Source organism: Myroides sp. A21 (genome assembly GCF_000807225.1).
Classification (GTDB): Bacteria; Bacteroidota; Bacteroidia; order Flavobacteriales; family Flavobacteriaceae; genus Flavobacterium; species Flavobacterium odoratimimum.
This window is the reverse complement of the sequence record NZ_CP010327.1, coordinates 3,045,759-3,069,846: the sequence shown is the minus strand read 5'-3', so window position 1 is coordinate 3,069,846 and position 24,088 is coordinate 3,045,759. Positions and strand designations below refer to the sequence as shown.

At 33.3% G+C, this 24,088-nt stretch carries 18 protein-coding genes; 4 read left to right on the top strand and 14 right to left on the bottom strand.

Features of this window, described 5'->3' with window-relative positions; genetic code table 11:
- Nucleotides 1-78 precede the first annotated feature (78 nt).
- The 3 genes from MYRA21_RS13735 to MYRA21_RS13720 form a co-directional block, all read right to left on the bottom strand.
- Nucleotides 79-3,816 carry an AraC family transcriptional regulator gene (locus tag MYRA21_RS13735; RefSeq protein WP_006258982.1) on the bottom strand — a complete coding sequence of 1,246 codons (3,738 nt, stop codon included), beginning with the start codon at nt 3,814-3,816 and terminating at the stop codon, nt 79-81.
- Between the two features lie 175 nt (nt 3,817-3,991).
- Entirely contained in the window at nt 3,992-4,339 is a 348-nt protein-coding gene (locus tag MYRA21_RS13730; RefSeq protein ID WP_006258983.1) for a hypothetical protein, read from the bottom strand.
- A 1,274-nt stretch (nt 4,340-5,613) separates the two neighbouring features.
- Nucleotides 5,614-6,591: a deoxyhypusine synthase family protein gene (locus MYRA21_RS13720; protein ID WP_006258986.1), complete on the bottom strand. Its 978-nt coding sequence runs from the start codon at nt 6,589-6,591 to the stop codon at nt 5,614-5,616.
- Between the two features lie 236 nt (nt 6,592-6,827).
- Here MYRA21_RS13720 and MYRA21_RS13715 point away from each other — a divergent pair, with 236 nt between their 5' ends.
- Complete coding sequence (locus MYRA21_RS13715) at nt 6,828-7,280, top strand: PaaI family thioesterase (protein ID WP_006261118.1); 453 nt, start codon at nt 6,828-6,830, stop codon at nt 7,278-7,280.
- Nucleotides 7,281-7,634: 354 nt separating this feature from the next.
- On the opposite strand, the gene MYRA21_RS13710 is transcribed toward MYRA21_RS13715, so the two are convergent.
- From MYRA21_RS13710 to MYRA21_RS13700, 3 genes are all read right to left on the bottom strand, one after another.
- A complete protein-coding gene (locus MYRA21_RS13710) occupies nt 7,635-8,393 on the bottom strand; it encodes a LytTR family DNA-binding domain-containing protein (RefSeq protein WP_039329433.1) in 759 nt (252 codons plus the stop codon).
- Between the two features lie 3 nt (nt 8,394-8,396).
- Nucleotides 8,397-9,449 carry a sensor histidine kinase gene (locus tag MYRA21_RS13705; protein WP_039329431.1) on the bottom strand — a complete coding sequence of 351 codons (1,053 nt, stop codon included), beginning with the start codon at nt 9,447-9,449 and terminating at the stop codon, nt 8,397-8,399.
- A gap of 154 nt (nt 9,450-9,603) precedes the next feature.
- Nucleotides 9,604-10,191 carry a GNAT family N-acetyltransferase gene (locus MYRA21_RS13700; protein ID WP_230493100.1) on the bottom strand — a complete coding sequence of 196 codons (588 nt, stop codon included), beginning with the start codon at nt 10,189-10,191 and terminating at the stop codon, nt 9,604-9,606.
- A gap of 398 nt (nt 10,192-10,589) precedes the next feature.
- Here MYRA21_RS13700 and MYRA21_RS13695 point away from each other — a divergent pair, with 398 nt between their 5' ends.
- Nucleotides 10,590-12,995, top strand: a complete 2,406-nt coding sequence (locus tag MYRA21_RS13695; protein ID WP_039329429.1) for a TonB-dependent receptor domain-containing protein — start codon at nt 10,590-10,592, stop codon at nt 12,993-12,995.
- Between the two features lie 139 nt (nt 12,996-13,134).
- Here MYRA21_RS13695 and MYRA21_RS13690 read toward each other — a convergent pair whose 3' ends face one another.
- From MYRA21_RS13690 to MYRA21_RS13675, 4 genes are all read right to left on the bottom strand, one after another.
- A complete protein-coding gene (locus MYRA21_RS13690) occupies nt 13,135-13,527 on the bottom strand; it encodes a (deoxy)nucleoside triphosphate pyrophosphohydrolase (RefSeq protein ID WP_006258993.1) in 393 nt (130 codons plus the stop codon).
- Between the two features lie 407 nt (nt 13,528-13,934).
- A complete protein-coding gene (locus MYRA21_RS13685) occupies nt 13,935-14,846 on the bottom strand; it encodes a hypothetical protein (protein ID WP_039329427.1) in 912 nt (303 codons plus the stop codon).
- A 107-nt stretch (nt 14,847-14,953) separates the two neighbouring features.
- Complete coding sequence (locus MYRA21_RS13680; RefSeq protein WP_006258996.1) at nt 14,954-15,511, bottom strand: hypothetical protein; 558 nt, start codon at nt 15,509-15,511, stop codon at nt 14,954-14,956.
- Nucleotides 15,512-15,677: 166 nt separating this feature from the next.
- Nucleotides 15,678-15,941, bottom strand: coding sequence for a (2Fe-2S) ferredoxin domain-containing protein (locus MYRA21_RS13675; protein WP_006258997.1), 264 nt, complete (start codon nt 15,939-15,941; stop codon nt 15,678-15,680).
- A gap of 74 nt (nt 15,942-16,015) precedes the next feature.
- Between MYRA21_RS13675 and MYRA21_RS13670 the strand changes: the two genes are divergently transcribed.
- The gene (locus tag MYRA21_RS13670) at nt 16,016-17,086 is read left to right on the top strand and encodes a DUF3810 domain-containing protein (protein ID WP_039329425.1); all 1,071 of its coding nucleotides are present in this window, start codon (nt 16,016-16,018) and stop codon (nt 17,084-17,086) included.
- Between the two features lie 4 nt (nt 17,087-17,090).
- Here MYRA21_RS13670 and MYRA21_RS13665 read toward each other — a convergent pair whose 3' ends face one another.
- From MYRA21_RS13665 to guaA, 4 genes are all read right to left on the bottom strand, one after another.
- On the bottom strand, nt 17,091-18,380 hold the full coding sequence (locus MYRA21_RS13665; RefSeq protein ID WP_006258999.1) for an NAD(P)/FAD-dependent oxidoreductase: 1,290 nt from the start codon (nt 18,378-18,380) through the stop codon (nt 17,091-17,093).
- A gap of 323 nt (nt 18,381-18,703) precedes the next feature.
- The gene (locus tag MYRA21_RS13660) at nt 18,704-18,928 is read right to left on the bottom strand and encodes a DUF3820 family protein (RefSeq protein WP_039329422.1); all 225 of its coding nucleotides are present in this window, start codon (nt 18,926-18,928) and stop codon (nt 18,704-18,706) included.
- On the bottom strand, nt 18,928-20,985 hold the full coding sequence (locus tag MYRA21_RS13655) for a LysM peptidoglycan-binding domain-containing protein (protein ID WP_039329420.1): 2,058 nt from the start codon (nt 20,983-20,985) through the stop codon (nt 18,928-18,930). The genes MYRA21_RS13660 and MYRA21_RS13655 overlap by 1 nt, the downstream gene beginning before the upstream one ends.
- A gap of 70 nt (nt 20,986-21,055) precedes the next feature.
- A complete protein-coding gene (gene guaA, locus MYRA21_RS13650) occupies nt 21,056-22,582 on the bottom strand; it encodes a glutamine-hydrolyzing GMP synthase (RefSeq protein WP_006261108.1) in 1,527 nt (508 codons plus the stop codon).
- 243 nt (nt 22,583-22,825) lie between these two features.
- Here guaA and gltS point away from each other — a divergent pair, with 243 nt between their 5' ends.
- A complete protein-coding gene (gene gltS, locus MYRA21_RS13645) occupies nt 22,826-24,034 on the top strand; it encodes a sodium/glutamate symporter (RefSeq protein WP_039329418.1) in 1,209 nt (402 codons plus the stop codon).
- Nucleotides 24,035-24,088 lie beyond the last annotated feature (54 nt).

Genomic DNA, 24,088 nt, shown 5'->3' with positions numbered 1-24,088 from the left:
TAATTCTATATCAGAGTAGTGTACTATTTGGACAATAACCTTTAGTTAACACTAGGATAATCTATTCTACACGTTCTTCTAGTCATTTTTAAAGTGTGAAGGACTGTGTTCAAAGCGTTTTTTAAAAGATTTACTGAAGTACTTTGGATCGTTAAAACCACATTCAAAACAGACTTCTGAAATCGTTAGGTCACCTTTCTCGATCAATACTTTTGCTTTTTGTAAGCGCATTTCAATTAATATTTCTAAAGGAGATTGCTCTACAAACTCTTTAAATAAACGATAGCACTTCATCTTAGAAATACCTAATTCTACTGTCAATTGATCTACACCAAAAGAGGCATCACTAAATCTTGCATTCATCATTTCCATTCCCTTTCTAAACAAGCGCTCATTAGGTGAGAGATTCACTATAACATCCTCTGTTAGATTCGTTTTCCAAAGGAGTGTATTGCTTTCCTTGTTTTCTTTATCATAGCGAATACGCTTAAAAACCATATTATCTAATGTAGTTTTACCAACTGGTAAGTGAATAAAATCACTAACCCCCAATTGACTCAATTGCTCTTGTACAAAATAATCTACTGTCTCTGCGATATAAAAGATAAGTAACCTTTGTTTCTGAGCCAGTTTTTTAATCTGTGCAAATAGAGATAAGGTGCGATCAGACATCTCAATATTATAAAGTACTAAAGCATCATACTTATAATGCTCTATATTCCCTACCACTCTACTCACACTGTGATTATAGACCAAATTAGTATCTTCTTGTCCTGCTAATAACTGTTTGACAATTGCTTTATCCTCTTCTTTAGCATACACTAGAATATTGGTTTTATCCTTTGGGAGCACTTGTAGCTCTTCTAAGAATTCATCCCAATTCCCCTTCTCTACTCTCCTATTTTCTTCTAATGGGACTAGAGGAATAGATATGCCAAGAGAGAACACTGACTCACTATTAATGATCAGTATACCATTTAGATTCTGTAATAAAGTCTCAAAAGCTCTGTAGTAAGGACTAAAATTTCTGTTGTCATTCCAAAACGCAAATAAAGTATGACTCTCTGAGTCTAAATCAATATGTAAAACATTGTTCTTCATATAGAAGCGAACCGTTATCTGCTGATTATCTTCTAAGTATTTATAACATTCGTATAGCAGATAACGCAAACACAGTTTAAAACGCAATAAATCTACTTCTACCCACTGAGCATCTACTTCATTACACACTACTATCTCTACGCCATACTTCTCTTTTATCGCTCCCCACTCCTCTTTTAGGTGCTCTATAAAAGAAGTCATCTCTACACTTACTAATTCTATAGTGTCAAAATCCTTAACTTGCTCTATATAGTTCCACTCCCGAACCATATCATAAACTTTAATTAGTTCCTCTTTTTGTGCTGCTTCAACATTTAATTCTTCTAGTATTCCCAATGTATTAACAATAGGTTTCTTAATTCGAGATAACAAGAAGATTCTGAAATTCTCCATCTCTATATCGTCATTCTTTAATTTGCTATGTAGATTCAGTAATTCTCCTTTCTGTTGTTCTATTTCTTGATTTAAAATACTAAGTTGTTCATTTTTATTAGCGAGATGTCTCTTTTGTGCTTCCACTTCCTTTGTTCGATCTCTTACCTGTTTTTTAAGCTCGATCTCTCTCTTTCTCATCTTTCTTTGCTTGATACGTACACGCCATAAAACAATTACCCCTCCAGCGATGACAAATAAAATAACAAAGTAAGGCTGTAAGAAAAAAGGCTTTTCGATTTCAAAAGCAATCATATATACTATACGCTTGTCTTTTTGTACTGTATCACGTATCTCTATCTGATAGCGTTTATGGTCTAAATCATCTAAATTAACTTCTTTTTGAGGAAGAACCCTCCAGTCATCAAAAAGACCTACTATTCTATATTCAAATTGATTAATCGGATATTGATTAAAACCTATAGGATATAAAGTAAGACGCAATTTATTCTCATCTGGTTCAAAAAAACTAACCTTTCCCTCTTCTGCTATACGTTCATTGAGTAAGACTCTAAATTCTGGGGCTTTTTGATCATTTCTGAGATGTCCTGGATCTATGATATTTAAGCCTTTATTTCCTCCATAAAGCAAAAAGCCTTTTTTACTCTGACTATATGCTCCTTCAGAAAATTCTAGTCCTTGCCAACCAATATAATTACTAAAGTTTAAGACGTTATAAGTATGTTTATCTATTGAAGCTATTCCTTTAGTAGTACTAATCCAAACATCATCCTGAGAAGGAGTAAGACTATACACCAAATGACTAGGAAGACCATCTTCTTCTCTAATTTGCTTCTTAAGTTCATAGTCAGTATCAAATACTGATATCCCTCCTAAAGTAGCCACCCATAGATCACCTGTAAAAGCATCTGCATAAGTAGAGAATACACTATTGCCTAGCAATCCTTTTTCTTGATTAATGATATTAATCTCCCCAGATCGACAATCGTAGAATACCACCCCATGTTCTTCAGTAGCTAAAATCAATAAATTATCTTGAATAGAAATATGACGAATATGGTATTGCTTTAATTTATCTTGATTGATAAAAGGTTCAAACTTTTTAGTCAGTGCATTATACTTGCTCACACCTCCCCAGCTACCCATCCATAGATAATGATTGATATCTTCTGCAAAGGCATACGTTCTATTACTGATAAAATGCTTGGTAATTCCCTCTTGAAAAAACTCTTGTTTACCCTCTTCTATCTTTACTACTCCTGCATAGGTTCCTATCCAGATATTACCATGAGAGTCCGAGTATAAACTGCGTATTCTGTTCCAATCCTTATTCTCTTTGTATTTTTCTATAACAACTGGTACAAAAGGTTCATTACGCTTCTTTTGATAAAAAACCCCTTGTGTATAATATCCTATCCATCTACCTCCTAGCTTATCTACCGCAATAGCGCGAATGGTCTCATGTGGTAGATGAGGTTGTCTCTCTGAATGAGAAAACACATAATCAAGACTTGCCTTATTCGTCGGTAGAATAGAGACTCCACCATCTTTAGTCCCTACCCATATATTGTCAAACTTATCTATATGCAGTACCATCACCTCATTACTGAGTAAGCTATAAGGATGCTGTGGATCTACTTTATGGTTTTCGATAATCTTATATTCCCCCTCTATTGCTCTTAATAGAAAAACACCTTGGCTTTTAGTACCGATCCATGTATTCCCATTAGTCTCTGTTGCAATAGCATTGATAATGAACTCCGGAAATTGCTCTCGTATATTCTCTAGTAAACTAGCTTGCACATAATACTGAGGAGACTTCTTTCTAGCATCCTCTACTAAGTGGTCTGCCATATCACCAATATAACGAGCATCTACAGATACAAACTGACCTCCTCTAAAAGTGAACCACTTTTTTGATTCTAGCTGTACGAGAATATTGCCTTGTTCATCTAAACTCAGTACACGAGGTTCACTAGAAAAACTATAATTCTGAAAAACATCATCCTTTATCCATAAACTTATCTGTTTCCCATCAGATAAGATCCACAAGCGATCTTCTCTATCCCTTAGTAATGCATAAATATCATTACCTCCAATAGAATTAGGATTCTTAGGGTCGTGTTTATAGACCTTTACTTGTTTGCCATCGAATAGGTTTAGCCCATCCCATGTTCCTATCCAGACTGCCCCATCAGGGTGATTTGCTATACAATTAATAGAATTATTAGAAAGTCCTTCTTTTGTAGTGATTGTTTTAAAGTGGACACTTTGCCCCCAAGAAAGGCAAGAAAACAGAAAAAATATAAAAAACCAACGCATCGGCACTATTATAGCTTATAAAATGCGTAAAAATAAAGGTATTGAAATATTTAGTCTATAAGCCCAAGTTAAATTATAGTTACCTATATGTTAGAAAAAATGTTTTAATACTATACAGATAACACATCTCTTGACAATATATCCTTACTGGGATTCCCAAATAACGGTATCTTATTCATTCCTTTATAATTACATTTCTTCTCATATCATCACATAGATTAAAAATCTCTTTCCATATATCACTTTCTCTTATACCTTTAATACTCCATAAGTCCATCCCCTCAGTACTCAAATATAGGCATCTAACCCTCTCTGCTTTTTCATACATTTCTATTGATATTCTTTTTTTAGTAAGTAACTTTATAAGCGTATCACAATAAAAAAATGTACGAACATTAATATCGAATACTTCAAAAATCAAATATTCTATTTCATCATCATTACGATCTAGAAGAAAAGTACCACAACAATTAAGAGTTTCTAAAAAATAGCTATACAATTGTTCTTCACTAATTTCTCTCATTTTATTTATTCATCTTAATCTTCCTTTTATCACAAATATTCCCCATATATCCTGTCTCATAAAAATAACATCTATTAAGTATTGCTTTCCTCAAGCATTATTTAAACCATAACTAAAAAGCCTTTTAGCAATATCTAGATCGCTTACATTCTCATAGTTTTCTTGATTCGAGTCTTCAATCATGTCAAGAAAAACATAGAAGTCAAATAAACTTGACAACACTATATTATTAACTTCAAACTCTAACACTCCTTCTGTCTGTTCTATTTCAAAAAAAAAAGTTCGTTATCTATTTGAAAAGGTGTCTCCATGTATATTTCGATAACCTCTGAATCAACATTTAGGGAATACAACTTACAAAAGTCCTGATAAGTCCCTCCTTTTCTGAAATATTTCACTAAGTCCACTAACTTCATTGTTTCATCTAATTATTACATCTACATTATACTATACAACTACATTATCGTTCTGGATAAAGCAGTACTTTTTTAAATTTAGGTAAATCATTCGCTACTATAAGGGGATTAATACATGAATAGTATTTCCTCACACTTTGAATAAAATTAATCAAAATAATAAAACCAAAATACAACAATTCAAACAGTTATATAAAACAATTCCCATTGCTTAATTCTCTACAATACTCAATTAATTTTCCTACCCTACTTCCTACACCCTCTTTTCTCCTATCTATTTTTTTATTACCTTTGCCTACAGTAAAGGCTTTGACTCAATGGTTATTATTGAGAATATTCTTCTATTCAAAGTCTGGTACGTCTCACCAAAAAGAAAGCACAAACCACAGCTTTCAAAATCTCAATTTTAAAATTTTAACAAGTTTTTTAACATTATGAATTCGCCATAAATCGAGTATTCATGCGGTCTCAGTTGCTATTTGTTCGGAAGGTGTTCGGAAAACACCCCCTTTTTCCAAACATTTTGCAAAGAACTCCCGAACAACGCTCAAACAACCTTCCCAAAAGCCTTGATATCACTGGCTTTATCGCGTGCTGTAAATCACTAAAAAACACTTAAATGTTAATATTTTTAACAGCTGTGATTTGTCCTGTTTTTTGAATTTAGATTGGTTAAAATATTCTCATATTTAGAACTTTTATAAGCTTTAGCATTTCTATAATAGAGTAAAAAACAGTCAATAAGCTTATAGTAAGACTCTGATTATCCCATTCTTTCATTTCATTCCTAAGAAATGGAACTCAACTTTTAGTCCTTTATTCTAAGACAAAAAAAAGAGCCCGAAGGCTCTTTCTAATTTATTGTTTCAATACCCATGAGAAAATCAATGGGGCTACAATAGTAGCATCTGATTCGATTACATAACTCGGTGTATCTACGTCTAGTTTACCCCAAGTAATCTTCTCGTTTGGAATACATCCTGAGTAAGATCCAAAAGAAGTAGTAGAATCTGTAATCTGACAGTAATATCTCCATCTCAATACTGAATCATCCTCTAAATCCTGTGCCCACATAGGAGCTACACACATAGCGAAATCTCCAGCAATACCTCCTCCTATCTGGAAGAAACCAACTCCCTGATCTACAGCATTCTTTTTATACCAATCTGCTAACCACACCATATAGTCTATTCCACTGTTCACTGTTCTAGACTTCAATTCCCCCTTGATTACATAAGAAGCGAAGATATTCCCCATCGTAGAGTCTTCCCATCCTGGTACTACGATTGGTAAGTTTTTTTCTGCAGCAGCTAGCATCCATGAGTTTTTAGGATCTATCTCATAATGCTCTTCTAATACACCGCTTAATAGTAACTTATACATATACTCATGTGGAAAATAACTCTCACCTGCTGCTTCACTGTCTTTCCATATTTTCTCGATATGCCCTTGTATTCTTCTAAATGCTTCTTCTTCAGGGATACACGTATCCGTAACACGGTTATATTTATTCTCTAACAGAGCCAACTCATCCTCAGGAGTTAAGTCTCTATAGTTAGGAATTCTTTTATAATGAGAATGCGCTACTAAGTTCATAATATCCTCCTCTAAGTTAGCCCCTGTACATGAGATAATAGCTACTTTGTCCTGTCTAATCATCTCTGCTAATGAGATTCCTAGCTCAGCAGTACTCATCGCACCAGCAAGAGAAATAAGCATCTTCCCTCCTTCATCTAAAAACTTTTCATACCCTTGAGCAGCATCTACTACAGTTGCTGAGTTAAAGTGGCGATAATTATGCGCCATAAATTGAGAAATAGGTCCTCTATTTTCCATTTTACTTGTATTGATTAAATTATTATTTAATAATGATATAGCCTTATCACGCTATTTTTGGGATACAAAGATTAGGATATAGAAAAAGGTTTTTTTTATCAAATGATAAAAAATGTTTTACATTTTTAGCAGTTATAATCCATACTCTAATCAGGTTAAATTTTTGTACTTCAATAAAAATAACTTTATTTGTAATAGAGGGATTCCTCTATCGAATAACAACCAAAACAAATATTATGACACAAGCAATCCAAGATCTATATCCTGAGAGCTTAGCGCACTGCTATGGCTGTGGAAAAAACAATCCTAATGGACATCAACTAAAAACATATCTTGACGGAGAAGAAACAATCGCTCGTTTTACTCCAGATACTAAATACACTGCTATACCAGGAAGCGTATATGGTGGATTAATCGCTTCTCTACTAGACTGTCATGGCACAGGGTCAGCAGCGGCATTTTTGTGTAAGCACAATAATATCCCACTAGAAGGCACTATACCTGTAAGATGTGTAACAGCTTCTCTTAAAGTTGATTTTAAAGCCTCTACTCCTATGGGAGAAGAACTAGTGCTAAAGGGTAAACTAAGAAGCATAGAGGGCAGAAAGGTATGGGTAGATCTAACCCTAGAGGCTAATGGAGTAATCTGTGCTATGGGTGAAATCTTAGCTATCCAATTAAAAGAGTAAGGGTTTGTATTTTTGTGATGTCGTTTTTTTATAAAATCGCGATGGTGTGAAATCGATTGGTCTATGCTGTCCATGTATAGTATATCACACCCTCTAAGTACATTATAGGAGTTCATACACGCCACGAATTAAATATCTGCGACAGCACAAGTAGTAAAGCCTTATTAGCAATATAGCTAAAAGAGTAATCATATATGTTAAAAAAGGGAACCTCAATATAAGGTTCCCTTTTTTTAACTTACACTATATCAACAACTAGTAAAATCATTTAGTCTATAATATTAAAGTAAAGTGTATTAAGCCCCTAGGGCAAGACTGTAAACTAATTACTGTGAACCGTTAACTTCCTAAGGACTATGTGTCAAGCCATTGCTTTATCGCTCGTGTTCTTTCTCTACTTAGATCCACCTCTACATCGCCCTGTAATACTACACTTACCTTACTGTTTAGATTATTCTGAATAGCATTGATACTCTCGTAGCTTATTAGATATTGTCTAGATATTCTAAAGAATCGATTAGGATCTAATTCTGATTCTAGTTCTTCCATAGTGAATGGTAATACGTGAACAGATTTATCAAACATAACCGCTTTAGACAGACGAAATTCCGTATAGATATAGGCAATATCACTTGTCTGTACAACTTTATACCTATCGTTATTACTCAGTAAAAAACGTGTTCTATAACTCTGTTTCTTTCCGTGTATAACCTCGGTTAGATTACTTAAGATTTCTTTATCTAAGACCTGTAATTGATGTAGTTTCTTATACTTCGCTATGCTTTGTTCTAAGGCTGATTTTTTGATTGGTTTTAGTAAATAATCTATACTGTTAACCTGAAATACTTGTAAGGCATACTGATCATAAGCCGTCGTAAAGACAATCGGCACATTTACTTCTATAGCATCAAATATTTCGAAGCATACTCCATCTCCTAATCTTATATCCATAAAGATTAGGTCAATATCATCATGCTGCTCTAGCCATTCTATACAGTCCTCTACACCTTCTATAACCTGCACGATCTGAATATCTTCTTTTATATCCTGAAGTAAGGTATTCAGATGCTGTGCATTATACTGTTCGTCTTCTACTATCAATACTTTTATCATAGCTTATAACAATGGGATTTTAACTCTAAAAACGGATACGGTCTGCTCTATTACGACCTCTCTGTCTTCGATCAGTAAGTATCTCTTCTTTATATTCATCAGCCCTAACTTAGAAGAATGAGGAAGAGTGTTCAATAATTGGAGGTTATTCTCAATAATTAAATATTCTTCTTCCCCATAAATATTCACAAAGAGGGGACTTTTTTTGGTTGCTTTATTGTGTTTTATTGCGTTTTCTAATAACAATTGTAAAGTCATGGGTGGAATCTTCATTCCTAACAGCTCTGGTCTGACATTGATCTCTACTTGTATACTTTCGCCAAAGCGAATCTTAATCAAGTATAAATAATCAATCAAGAACTGTATCTCCTTGGCTAGACTGACTAAGTCATGCTCTAGGTTTACCAATAGATAGCGTTGCACATCAGACAATCGCTCTAAGAATTCACTTGCTTTCTCTTTATCTTCTTGGATTAGGCTTCTTAGTACACTGTAATTATTAAACATAAAGTGTGGGTCTAATTGAGCTTTTAAAGATGCTAGTTGGCTCTGTAATACTATTTCTTTCATCTGTGCATTTTCATAAACAGACTCTTTCCACATCTTTACTAGCTTTCTTCCATTGTGTACAACGATAACAAAGACAGTAAGGCATAAGCCTATAAAAAACATCTGTCTAGCGCCTAACCAGTCTTCTCGTGCTGTATGATCTTGATCTATTAAATAATAATCTGTCACAATAACTAAAAATAAGAAGACTACAACACAAATAATCACATGCAATACTCCAAACCGAATTACTTCTTTTATAGAATACGTCTTTATCGGCAATCGGTCTGACAGATAAATACCTAGGGTAGTCACAATCCAACTGATAGCTATAAACCAAATCACATCTGCCGTAAAGGTATATCCACTCTCAAAAGAAACTATCTGATACTGATCTGCAGTACTAATAATGTACAACGAAAAAATAAAAAACAACGCTACTAAGAGCGTTAAAGCTACTCTATACCTCCATTCTTTCTTACTCCTCTTTTGCTTTTGTGTTTTCATTACAGATTAAAATTATGCTATTCTTTCCTGATTTTTTCGATTATATACCTAAAGTAACAAAAAACAAAGCTCGTTTTACATTTTTTATAACTGAACTTGTCTTCCTTAGTCTTAAGTTAAGAAATAGCTCTCAATTACAATACCAGAATAGCATTTAACCTATTACTTTCATCATATAATAATACCCTGAAAAGCCAAGTTTATCACTTGTTCGTTCGTCTAATTCGTTGTATTTCACTTCTACAAAACCTATTTGCTCATATAACTTTTTTGCACGAGGGTTCTCTTTAATTACATCTAAACTTACATATCTTGCATGATGTTCTAAAGCTAACTTTTCTACTTCATCTAATAGCATTTTTCCGACTCCTAATCCTCTAAAATTCTCATCTACTGCGATAGCATCTACATACACTACATCCTTATCTCTCTTAGATGGAAAGTACATGATGAGCTGTAGCATCTTATAAAGTCCTCTTATCAGCCCATACACCTTAATCATAATACTCAGAGAAATATTCAAAGTACATTGACCACTGTGTTGATAAGCTGCTACACCTATTAATTCTCCTTCACTAGAACGTGCCACGATAATATGCTTAGCATCTAGAGATGCTAAAATAACTTGATGTATTTCTTCCTCTGTCCCTAGTATTCCTTTTAGTTTTTCATTAAAAGCCTGTTGCAAAACATGAGCCGCAGTACTGCGATATCCCCTGCCCAAATATCTATTTATTCTCATCTTCTCTAATTATTCTTACACAAAAATACAGGGGTATTCAGCTCCCATAGGGTATAGATACATCAATTGACATTTTTTGCTCTTGAATAGCCTATTCACTTCTATTTAACCCAGATTATGCAATAGACATATAAACGAAAAGTAATTATACAAAATAGGTCTGAATTAGTGATAAAAGCATACTATAGTATGGTTTTAGAGCTAATGAAAGAACTATGAAGTAGAATTGCTTTGTAGTATTTGGCTAATGCGTAATGTGGGTTTAAGCTTAATTGCACTATAATCATCGTTTCGGTGGCTTTAGTATAGAAATGAGTTAGTTAATGTAAAAGTTCCAATAAGCCATAAAACATCCTAATACATTTGCCTCAGAAATAAATGCTAAGATCGTTTTAATTATGAAGCAACTATTATTAATTCTATTAGGGGTAATTAGTTTACCATCATGGGCTCAATCTCAATTAAAAGGGGTAATAAAAGACACACAAGCCAATCCTATCGGATGGGCAACTGTAGTCTTACAAGCAAAGGACAATCCAAAAGAGGAATACTTTATCACAAGTGAGGAAGATGGAACTTTTGTTTTCACAGATATAAAATCAAAAGGAAGTTTTAAACTAACTGCTAGCTTTATAGGGTATAAAGATACAGTCTCTACTATCACTATAAATGATCATACAACACCGATCAATCTAATCATACAAAGTGACGAAAACATCTTAGATGAGGTAATGATCACCAGCCATAGAAAGGCTCTTAAAGTAACTCCTGGCAAAGCTACATTAAATATAGAGCAGAGTAACTTAGCACAAACACAGTCTGCCTACGATGTACTAAAGACACTCCCTGGGGTTACTATTAGTCAAAACGGAGAGTTAAAAATAAAAGGCAAATCAGGTGTCACGGTATTAATGGACGGACAGCCTACTCAGCTATCTGCAGAACAATTAAAGACCATACTTAAAGGGTCTCCTGGCTCTACTTTAGAGTCTATAGAAATTATGAATATACCACCTGCTAATATAGATGCTTCTGGTACAGGTGGAGTAATTAATATTATCTCTAAGAAAAAGCTAGTTCAGAGCTTTTATGGAACAGTTAATTCAACAGTCGGTATTAGTAATAAAGTAAGCACAGATCACTCCTTAAACTTAGGGTATGGCAATGATAACTGGAACTATAACTTTTTGTATTCATTTAGCTATTCTCCTGATAGATTAAGAGAGAGATATGATAAAAAAGATCTGGCTTCATTAGATCATACATGGTCAAATCAGTCTCAGTTCTCGGTTCTTAATAGTAAATCTCACTTAATCAAACTAGATATAGATAGAACATTCCAGAATGGTCATGTACTAAGCTTAAAAACGTCTATGGATTATAACGATACTCCTAGTACAGTACATACCAACACAGCGTTAGGAAACAATAACGATCTCTTTCACAGTGTACAGAAAAATGAAAGCAAGAGTAAATTGACTAGTTTTAAAGCTGATGTAATCTATAAAATGAAAATAGCAGAAAAGGAAAGTTGGACTACTTCCATTGGTACCATGTATGTCAAATCAGATATCAATGATGTAATCTATGGTAATAATGGACAACTATTACTACCACACGCCTTACTGACCAAACAGCAGAATAAATATCCTACAGATAGAAAAGAGTTCAATTTTAAATCTGATTATCAGAAACAACTGTGGGATGAAGAAAATACAACTGCAAAAGTAGAGTTTGGCGTAAAGAGTAATTATTCTATTCTGAAAACAGATGAACGTTTATATACATTCATCTCCAATGGAAACGACATTAATGCTTTGCACAAAAGTCAATTTGAGTATAAAACAGGCGTACATGCTTTCTATGGATCAGTAGATATGACATTCAATAAATGGGCTATAACAGCAGGTTTAAGAGGAGAATACACACATATCAATGGAGATACCTTAGCTCATAAAAAGTTAGTAAAACAAGATTATTTCTCATTATTCCCTACTGTGCAATTAACTTATACAGCTAGTGATTACTATTCTGTAATGGCTTCTTATTCTAGAAGAATAGAAAGACCTGAGTTCGATAAATTAAACCCTGCTATTCGTTATCTAAATAGTACAACAACATCAATGGGTAATCCTAATCTACAGCCTGAATATTCTAATAATATAGAATTAGATCAGCAGTTCTTAGGTTTCATAGATTTATCTATCGGATATAGTCGCATTACAGACCCTATGCTATACAGCTATTTCAACGAAGGAATAAACAAGTCCTATTTCACAAGTATTAATGGCAAAAGTAGAAGTGAATGGTATGCTTCGTTATCTGCTCCTATACCAGGTATCAACTGGTGGGAAAACTACCATGGGGTTTACTTTTTTAATACTCGATTTGACAATAACTTAATCAATGAGAATAAAAATAGTGTTGGGGTATTTACCTATAACAACTTTAAGTTGCCTTATAATATGAATATCGAGCTTACTGCTTGGTACCAAAACGGAGGAATAGAGTCTAACTTTAGATATCGTTCATTAGGAGAAGTAAACTTGGGAGTCAGTAAGAAATTCTTAAATGAGAAATTTACAACTACACTTGCAGTAAGTGATCTGTTCAAAACAGGAGGTATTAGAACTACAATTTTAGAACATCCTGATCAACTGACCAACTTCACTGTAAAGAATGATATGAGAGTGTTCAAACTAGGAATAACTTATAATTTCGGTGGAAAGAACAAAAAAGGAGATGTTCCACAAGAGGAAACAACGATAAACAAAGGACATTCTCCTGTCAAGATTATTAAATAGACCATCAAATAATTATGTTTCAATAGGTCAATGAGGTATGTATTATTTTCAACTTCTTCACTATTCTTATATAATGCATATCGTAGTTGACCTCGGAGAGGCTGTCTTATTAGGCAGCCTCTTATCGTTTATATACTTCCTATTCCTCTAACTTTAATTCCAAATATTCTTTCACAATAGGAATATCAGCTTCAGCCCAATCGTAGTTTAATAAATCCTGAGAATCAACCCATAAAACTTGAGCGTGTTCTTTTAATTCAAACTCTCTTGAAGTTGTACTACAAATAAAAGGAAACAATTCTAGAGAAAATGTATCATAGTGATGAGTTACAGGTGTTAGCCTTGATTGTACTTCGATATTTAGATTGAGTTCTTCTTTTACCTCCCTTACAATACATACTTCATCTTGCTCCCCTCTTTCAACCTTACCTCCAGGAAACTCCCATTTATAAGGTAATAGCATATTCTGATTTCGCTGAGCTATCAAAACCTTCTGATTAAACTCAATGATGGCACAAGTAACCCTTAACATAATAATAAATTTTAACATTTATAAAAAACACAATCAAATATACGATTTACACAACAACAAGCTTGCAATATTTCTTTAAAACAACTATCTAATTAAATACAAGACACTTATATCCTCTAAAATACAATATTACATCTTTAATATTGTTAGTATACTGACTTTCACTAGTATACTAAAGGTATACTTTATGTTAATACCGCTCCTATTGGATTGCATATATTATGAGATACACATACATTTGCACTGCTTTTAACGATAAAAAAGCTTTATTTTCTTTGTTCGAAACACAAGTTGGTAATAAAGATCTATCCTAAATTGAATATATATTGCCCCACAATTGAAAATAAATTAAATTGCTATGAGAAAAAAGCCTCAAAAGACGAATGTCTAATGAGGCTTTTTTTATTTTATCTCTTTAATTCTAGTTCCTTTACCTCTCCTGTCAGCATATCTAAGGTATGATAAGTATATAATAGTACTTCATTACCAAAGAGTGCATCTTGTATTCTACCTCGATATTGATATCCCTCTATAGTATTTACTAATGTTCCTGTATTTACTTCTAGAACAAACTCTGCTCCCCAATTATTGGTCTCAGTAGAGGATGCTTCTAACATTAGATATTGATTATCTTCTGACAGTAACATACTTGACGAATTAATACGTACAGGTGATTCTAGTAACGTATTAAAATCAACAGACCAAATCACCTTATATGATAAATCAAGGCAATAAACAATACTACTTTCTGTCAACGCAATTAAATGTTGACTATCATTAGTATACTCTACCTTACCTATCTTTTCTTTTAGGCTAGTTTTTATCTTCTCTGTTTCGCCTGAGGCAAAGTCAAATAGATAAAGTGTATCCTTAAAAGTCTCTGAAGGAGCAATGAATTGATTCTTCTCTTTATTAAAACTCCCTTGATAAGTACGGATATTTTTAGGCATTTCTGCTATAATCTCTTTGGTTACTAAGTCTAAACAAAAAGGTTTTTTATTATGAGCAACAATTAGTACTTTATCAGAGTCTAAACTGAACTCTGCATCATATATAAAATAAGTATTCGTAAAAAACACTTGTTCTTGTGTATCTACACGTAGGATAGCAAAATCTGTTTTAAACGCTCTAGTCGTCTCTGATATTTTATTTATAGCGATATACTTTCCGTCTGGAGAAATGGCATTAATACGCCATTCTTTATAATCTGCAAAGCGAATAACTCGCTCTTCTAGAAAGTCATATAACATTAACCCTTCTTCGTTGCGGTCTTTTTGATATTCAAATAATCCTCTTTTTGCTATTCTATTTATTTTCATCTATGCTTATCTTGTTACTTTGATTCCCTCAAAGCCTTATTGAGCCTGCAAGATAGAAAATCGAGTAAGAAAATCAGCAATTAGTACAGAAGATATTCACAGTGGTATTACCATGGCATTTTATCTGTTTTTACCTCGTTAGACAGGTCAAAAGAAGCACTGAAATAGCCTGTACTATCTACTCTCTTTAGATTATAAGTATATGTATTATCCTTAATTGTCACCCACCATACATTCCCTGCTATTGTGCTCATCATATCTACTGTCTCTTGATCTGATGGAAAAAATTGCATATCAGCAAATCCTGTATTGGTAGCAGTACCTCCATACATCGTGATATCATCTGGTGTTCCATCTTGATGTCTATGATCGTGCTTTAGCTTTACTAGTCCATTCTCTAGTGTAAATACCCAAGTACGAGATAAATCTTCACCTACAAAGAATGAGATCTTCACCTCCTCCTCTTTACAAGAAATTACCTTCATCAATAACTCTTTATCTTTAAAGTCAGCAGGTACATTAGGAGACACGATTTGACCTGCATATGCTTTTCCACAGTGAGCAGCGAGAGACGCTAAGAATTTCTTAGGATTATCTATAGTCTTCTGTGCAAAAGAAGTAATAGTCATTAGACAAATCACAAGGGTAAATAAAACACGCTTCATAAATATAAATTAATTAGTTGGCTCCAAACATAGACATTTTAAATTCAATTTACTATCAAGCATATAAAAAAACAAGGCTACTTAGTATACTAAATAGCCTTGTTCTTGTTTGGATCTGACACGTTTTATATTACGGTAATAAAATAAATAGCAATAGTGTCTAGATCTAAGCGATTATATATTCTTGAAAAATCTTCTTTGCTTTCTTTACTCCTACTTCTTTTTTGTACTTGTCATGAGAGGAGATATATACTACAGGGGCGCTCTTACACATTCCTTGACATTTCATCTTACACAAAGAGTAATCGTTAGAAAGCCCACTCTCTTCTAATAAAGCTTTAAAACAGCTTTTAGTCTCTTCATTATATCTACAGCATTTTTTTCCATCACAAACGAAGATAGTTCTCTCACCTTTCTTAACTTTACTCATAGTTTTAGAATTTGATACAAATATATTTATTTTTATCTATTCTAAATTAACTAAATAAAATTTAGCACACTTTTATGAAATTAAGATATTGGTTGATATTATTTGTTTGTTCTATTCTTACTTTTAATATTGTTACACGTTTTCCTGATGCTATTGAAACCTTTTATACAAATGGTTTTTATTTCTATTTATGTAATGTTTTCAATACGATAACCAGTCTATTCCCTTTTTCTGTAGGAGATGTATTATATACGATTATAGGGTTATTTCTTATCTATAAGTTTTACCTAGTTTTTAAAAAATACAAAGGATGGAAGAAAATCGCAATGGCTTGTGTGGCATTAACTTTTAAATGTGTTGTGATCTTTTATATTCTATTTAATATAGGTTGGGGATTAAATAACTTCAGACCAACTCTAGAAAGCCAATTAGGAATAGAACGTGGCTATGATCAGGAGAAATTAATAAATCTAACGACCAGATTAATACAAAGAGCTAATTTATTACAACTAGCTATTACTAATGATAGTATAACAGCTGTACAACTAAAACAAGATATCAATACAATATTAGTAGATGCTAAAAAAGGAATTGAACAAATAACTTTCTTACACCAGATAGATAATACACAATCACTAACTATCAAAGAGTCTTTATTTAGCCTTCCTTTGACTTATATGGGATTCTCTGGATACATTAATCCTTTTACACTAGAAGCACAGGTAAACAATAAAATACCTACCCTTACCATGATTGTCACAGCATCTCATGAAATGTCTCATCAGTTAGGATTTGCAAAAGAAAGTGACGCTAACTTTATAGGCTTTATGGCAGCATATAATCAAAAAGATACTGCTTATCAATATGCAGCTATTATCTATGCCCTAAGATACTGTGTATCCAATATCAATGACAAAGAATCAGTAGAAGTTAAAGCTTTATTTGAAACAATACACCCAGGAGTGAAAGATAACCTAAACGAGAATATTATATTCTGGAGTGAGTATAAGAATATCACGGATTCTTTCTTTAAGGTATTTTATAATGGCTTCTTAAAACTTAATAATCAAAAAGAAGGCCTACAATCTTATAATAAGTTTGTAGACCTTCTGATAAATTATGATTTAAAAAATCCTATTCTATAAGACTTTATTCTCTTTCATCCACTTTGTTTTTAAATGGTCGAATGATTAAACGAGCTTGTCTGTCAAACATCATATAGTTATACATCCAGTTCCAGAATACAACTAATTTGTTTCTAAATCCGATTAGAGACATCAAGTGAACAAACATCCATACAAACCAAGCAAAGAAACCGCTAAATTGGAACTTAGGTAAGTCCACTACTGCTTTATTACGTCCGATAGTTGCCATAGATCCTTTATCATTATATACGAATGATTTTAAAGGTTGACCATCTCTTAATCTAATCAAGTTATTCGCTAATAATTCTCCTTGCTGTATAGCAGGCTGAGCCATCATAGGGTGTCCCATAGGAGTCTTATCTGTCATCATAGTAGCGACATCACCGATAGCAAAGATATCTGTAAAGCCTTCCACTTGATTGTATTCATTTACTTTTATTCTATTTCCTCTTTGAATAACAGTGGCATCAAAACCATCTACAGTAGCTCCCATTACTCCTGCTGTCCAAATCACCGTTTCTGCTGTGAACTCTTTACCTGATTTTGTATATACTTTCTTACCTTTATAATCTGTTACTATTTCACCTAAGTATACTTTCACACCTAGGTTCTCTAAGAATTCCTGTGCTTTTCTAGATGATTTCTCACTCATTGCATCAAGTACTTTATTAGCTCCTTGAATCACGTTGATTTCCATCTTATTAAAGTCTAAGTCCGGATAATCCTTAGGCAATACATGCTTCTTCATTTCTGCTAAAGCGCCTGCAAGTTCAACCCCAGTAGGTCCTGCTCCAACGATCACAAAGTTCATTAATGCTTTCTGCTCTTGATCATCTGTAGTCTGTAAAGCCTCTTCAAAGTTCTCTAATACTAAACTACGGATATCTAATGATTCAGGGATAGTCTTCATTGCCATACTATTCTTAGTAATGTTTTCATTACCAAAGAAATTTGTCTTAGATCCTGTAGCAATTACAACATAGTCATAAAAAATCGTACCAATATCAGCAACTACCTTCTTATTTTCAGTATCTATACGTTGAACATTAGCTAATCTAAAGTAAATCTCTTCATAATTTTGTACAACTTTACGAATAGGATATGCAATAGATCCTGACTCCAATCCTCCTGTTGCTACTTGATACAACAGTGGTTGAAACGTATGATAATTATGCTTATCTAAAAGCACAACTTGAAAATTTTTGTTCTTTAGTTTTTTAGCAAGTGCTAAACCCCCAAAACCTCCACCAATAATAACAACACGTGGGCGCTTTGAAGTAGGAATATTCATCATAATCACTCGATTTTTACAATGCAAATTTACAATAATTAATTCGCATTGATAAAAATTTCAGTTTTCTAAATTTCGCTTAATCTATGTTCTAATTTAAGACAAAAGAAGATTTAAAGCCCTATTTTTATTGATTTGATAATTTGAGTTACGCTAATTATAGAACTTTTACTTCTAATGCTAAAAAACTAACAATTACATTATTTTAATAATTTTCATAAGTTTTTGACAAATACCTGAACTTTATAATTTTACTTAGTATACGATTATGAAAAAAGGCAAGCTGTTATTCACAACTTGCCTTTTCTCTATGTAATAATCAATGATTATTTAAAATTATTTCTAATATTTCGTATTAAGGGTTCTAATCCATTTAATTTTAACTCATAGATTAGACCTAATTGTACTCCTAGTTTACCCTTTGGGAAGCCTTTATTATGATACCAAACGATATAATGTTCTGGTAAATCAATCAAATACCTTCCTTCATATTTGCCATAAGGCATTTTAGTATGAGCGAGTTCTACTAAGTACTTTTCATTATCTATCATTAGTTAAGCACCTTTACATTTAAGTCTGTATCATACTGTAGTAAGTATACTCCACTATTTCTAAGTGTTCCTTCTGGATTTCTACTATAACTAAATCTATTCTCTATTTCTTGAGATTTTTTACCAATAGTTGGTATAAACCCTTCTTTCTGGAACATTCTGAAAATCACATCTAATGTCACATCAAATCCTCTTGTAGCAAAACGATTAGGATACACATTATATCTGTTTTTATACTCTTGTCCAAATAAAGATTCAGATCTAGACTCTCTTGAATCTCTCGTTACTGAAGGGAAAGTGTATTTTAAATCAACTAAAGTCTCTATTCTAATCTCACTGTAATCAAAGACATCTGACTTGTCAAAAGAAGCAATCTGAATATCATAATCCTTTGTTTTATTCTTTAACTTATCCGTGAATAATAATGCCGATGCGATACTATTAGAATCTAGTACAAAGACATTTTTCTTATCTTTTACTAGCGTTTTATCTATCTCTCCTATTTGACTAGTACTAATCATTTTAATATCTGGAAAGTACTGATTCATAAACTGCTTTGTCGATTGTTTTTTATCATCTACAATTACGGTAATCTTAGCTCCAGACTTCTTAAAGTACTCTAGTAGCTGATTTTTAAGTACATTACTATAAGGCATAGTCTGTACAAGTCTATTAGACGCAGTAGCTTTCTCATTTGACAATGGAGACACTAGTATTACTTTGTCATTAGGCAAAGCCTTTACAGCAGCATCTACATTGCTCTGATAAAATGGCCCAATAATCACATCTGTATTACTAAAGTCTTTAGAGTTAAATAAGCTCTTCACACCACTACTATTCTTGCTCTCACTAGAATCATAGACATTTACGGTTAAAGGTAGGTTAAGACTCTCTGCATACTCTACAGCCATCTTAGCTCCTGAGTAGAAGTCTAAAGTCATATTCAAGAACCCATCAGAACTCAATTTCGCATCTACATTATCTCCTAACTTATCGATATTAAAAGGCAACAATAACGCTAACTCCTTATGATCTAATCGACTAATAGAATTACTCAAATCAACATAACCTCCTGTTGTATCAACTGTCAAATAACCTTCATTCTCCTCTTTAGGCATATTTTCTTCTACAGCAATATCTAGACCTTCTTTATAAGGCAATATTAACTCCATACCGCTCTTTAATCCTTGTTGAAGATCTGGGTTAAGCTTAATAATCTCCTTAATAGGCACATCATACTTACGACTTATACTATATAGTGTTTGTTGTGGTTCTACTATTAAGCGAATAAATTTATTCTCTTTAGGAGTCTCTGGAGTTACCTCCACTACCTTTGCCTTTGCCTGAAAACCATAAGCAGGTACTTTTATCGTTTGCCCACTTTTAAGACCATTCTTTAGTTCTGGATTCAGCTCTAGTAATCTCTGTACCGAAGTATTGTACGTTACAGCTAGACTATAAAGCGTTGCCTTAGGTTCTACATCTATATTTCTGTAATAGATATTATTAATATCCTTAATTGTATCTGCTGTAGACGATGGTAATGTAGCTGGTATCTTCTTTGGCTTATCCTGTTCATACTGAGTCACATCCATTGAAGATGATTTCTTAGTATTAGGAGCAACAATAATCTCACTATCTGCTAATAACCCCGTTTCTTTTAAAGAAGGATTCCATGTATGTAGATCATTGATAGATACATTGTATTTTTTACTAATACTATACATTGTCTCCTTAGGTTGCACAGTATGCGTTCCTTTAGAAGTAGAAGTATTCTTTGTCTTCTCATCATTTTTCAATAAAGGATTAGCCCCTTTATTCTTTTCTTTCTCTACAAAGTCCTTCGTAGGAATTAATAAAAAACTATTCTCATTGATTCCATTCTTTGCATCAGGATTATACTTCAGTATTTCACTCACAGGTATATCATAATCTCTAGAGATCTTACTTACAGTATCTCCTTTATTCACTCTATACTGAATAAACGAACCCGACTGAGCTAGAACAGACGATGTAAAAACAAATGCCGTTAAGGCTATAAATATCTTCTTTTTCATTAGCAATACAATTTATAAAAAACGATAAGTCGCTATAACAAAGTTACAGCGACTTATTGAATTATTTAAATTATTCCCACTCAATTGTTGCAGGCGGTTTAGAACTAATATCGTAAACCACTCTGTTTACACCTTTTACGCGGTTAATTATTTTATTTGAAATCTCCATTAAGAACTCATAAGGTAAGTGTACCCAGTCTGCAGTCATACCATCTGTAGAAGCAACTGCTCTTAGTGCTACTACTTTTTCGTAAGTACGCTCATCCCCCATTACACCTACACTGTTTACTGGAAGAAGGATTGCTCCTGCTTGCCATACAGAGTTATAAAGACCATGTTCTCTAAGTCCTTCTATAAAGATAGCATCTACTTCTTGTAATAATCTTACTTTCTCTTGAGTGATATCTCCTAAGATTCTAATAGCAAGACCTGGTCCTGGGAAAGGGTGTCTTCCTAATAACTCAGGGTCTATACCTAAAGAAGCTCCTACTCTACGTACCTCATCTTTAAACAACATACGCAAAGGCTCTACTACTTTTAATTTCATAAAGTCAGGTAAACCTCCTACGTTATGGTGCGATTTAATAGTAGCTGATGGCCCTTTTACAGAGATAGACTCGATTACGTCAGGATATATAGTACCTTGACCTAAGAAAGTAGCATCTTCGATTAATTTAGATTCATCATCAAATACATCGATAAAAGACTTACCAATAGCTTTACGTTTTTGCTCTGGATCTTCTAGACCTGCTAGAGCTTCCATAAAACGATCAGTAGCATCTACTCCTTTTACGTTTAACCCCATTCCATTGTATTGGTTTAATACATTTTGGAATTCGTTTTTACGTAATAACCCATTATTTACAAAGATACAGTGTAAATTCTCTCCAATTGCTTTGTGTAATAACACAGCAGCTACTGTAGAATCTACCCCTCCAGATAAAGCCAAAACAACTTTCTCTGATCCAATTTTATTTCTTAAATCTGTTATTGTCTCTTCAACAAAAGCATTTGGAGTAAAATCTTGACTAACACCAGCGATATCTACTAAGAAGTTTTTCAACAGCTGTGCTCCATCTGTAGAATGGTAAACCTCTGGGTGAAACTGGATAGCATAAGTTTGTTCTCCTTCTACTTTATAAGCAGCGTTTTTCACATCTTTAGTACTAGCTAACAACACCCCATTAGTAGGTAATTGTTTAATAGTATCACTGTGACTCATCCAAACTTGACTATTATGAGGAATATCTTTAAAGAAAGCATCCTCTGCTATAAAGTCTAAATTCGCTCTACCATACTCACGTGTATCAGATGGTGCTACTTCTCCTCCGAAGAAATGAGCTAAGTACTGAGCACCGTAGCATACTGCTAATAGAGGCATTTTTCCTTTGATATTCGACAAATCTGGGTGTAACGCTTCTTCTGAGCGAACTGAATAAGGACTACCTGATAAAATAACAGCTTTATATTCTGTCAAATCCTTAGGCATATCATTATAAGGTAAGATTTCGCAGAATATATTTAACTCGCGAACCCTTCTCGCAATCAACTGTGTGTATTGCGATCCAAAATCTAAAATAAGTACATTGTGTTGCATGCGCAAAAATAGTTATATTCTACGTATCTCAAAAAAGTTTTTAGAATTTCTTTCTATTTCTTATTTACCTCTACACCCAAGCCCAGTAACCAGTACAAAACAAACTAGTTAACAATTAAAAACATCATTTAAACAAGAATAAAAAGAAGTTTTTTAGGTTACTCCACCCTAGTTTATTTATATTTGCGAACGAAGGTCTGCCTTTAGACCATTATTTTTTCACCTTTAATAGAACAAACTTATATGGATTTTGGAATTTATGAAACATTAATGCTTGCCTGCTTTGTGTTATTACTAGGACACTTTGTAGTTCAAAAAGTAAACTTTTTTCAAAAATTTAATATCCCCGAACCTGTTGTAGGTGGTTTTATTGTTGCTATGTTTTCTTGGATTGCCTATTCTGTTACTGGCAAGGAATTTACTATTGACGAAAGTATTCAACAAGGAATGATGTTTATCTTCTTTTCTTCTATTGGACTAAATGCAGATTTTAGAACACTTATAAAAGGAGGAAAAGGATTAATCATATTCTTACTTATAGCAGCTACATTCATTATATGTCAGAACTCTCTAGGAGTATCTTTAGCATATTTATTAGATCTTGACACTAGATTTGGATTAATAGCCGGTTCTATCACACTTACGGGAGGTCATGGTACAGCTGGTGGATGGGCTGACACCTTTATGACAAGCAACAATCCTCTAATAGGAGCTAAAGACATTGGTATGGCTTGTGCTACTTTCGGCTTAATCCTTGGAGGAACAATAGGAGGTCCACTAGCCTACAAACTATTGCGCAAGAATAATTACAAAGAGTTACCCCCTGAAAAAATTCAAGAACACGAAGAAACACACGAAATATCTGTTCCTTCAGTAGTAACGGATAAGAAAGTAAACTATAAGAGTATTATGCTTACAATCACTCTTCTATCTATCTGTTTAGTTTTAGGACAATACTTATCAGATTGGAATGCACAGTACACATTTAAACTACCTACTTTCGTATGGTGTTTATTTATCGGAGTAATCATCAGAAATGTACTACCACACCTATTTAAAGTAAAAATGCATGATGAATCTATTGAAATACTAGGTAATGCTGGTCTTTCTATTTTCTTAGCTTGTGCACTAATGTCTTTAAAGATGTGGACGATTACAGAACTTGCTTTGCCTATCTTACTTATCTTAGTAGTACAAGTATGTTTAATGCTCGTATTTGCTTACTTTATTACCTACAGAGCTATGGGCAAAGATTACGATGCTATCGTATTAAGTGCAGGGCACTGTGGATTTGGATTAGGAGCAACAGCAACAGCTGTAGCAAATATCCAAGCTGTAACAAGCCGTTTTGGCCCATCACCTAAAGCATTCCTTATTATTCCTATGGTAGGAGCATTCTTCATAGACATCCTGAATGCATTAATCTTAAATGTATTTGTTACATTTTTATAGAAAACGAGACACAAAATTACATATAAAAAAAGGCTACTTAAACTAGATTTAAGT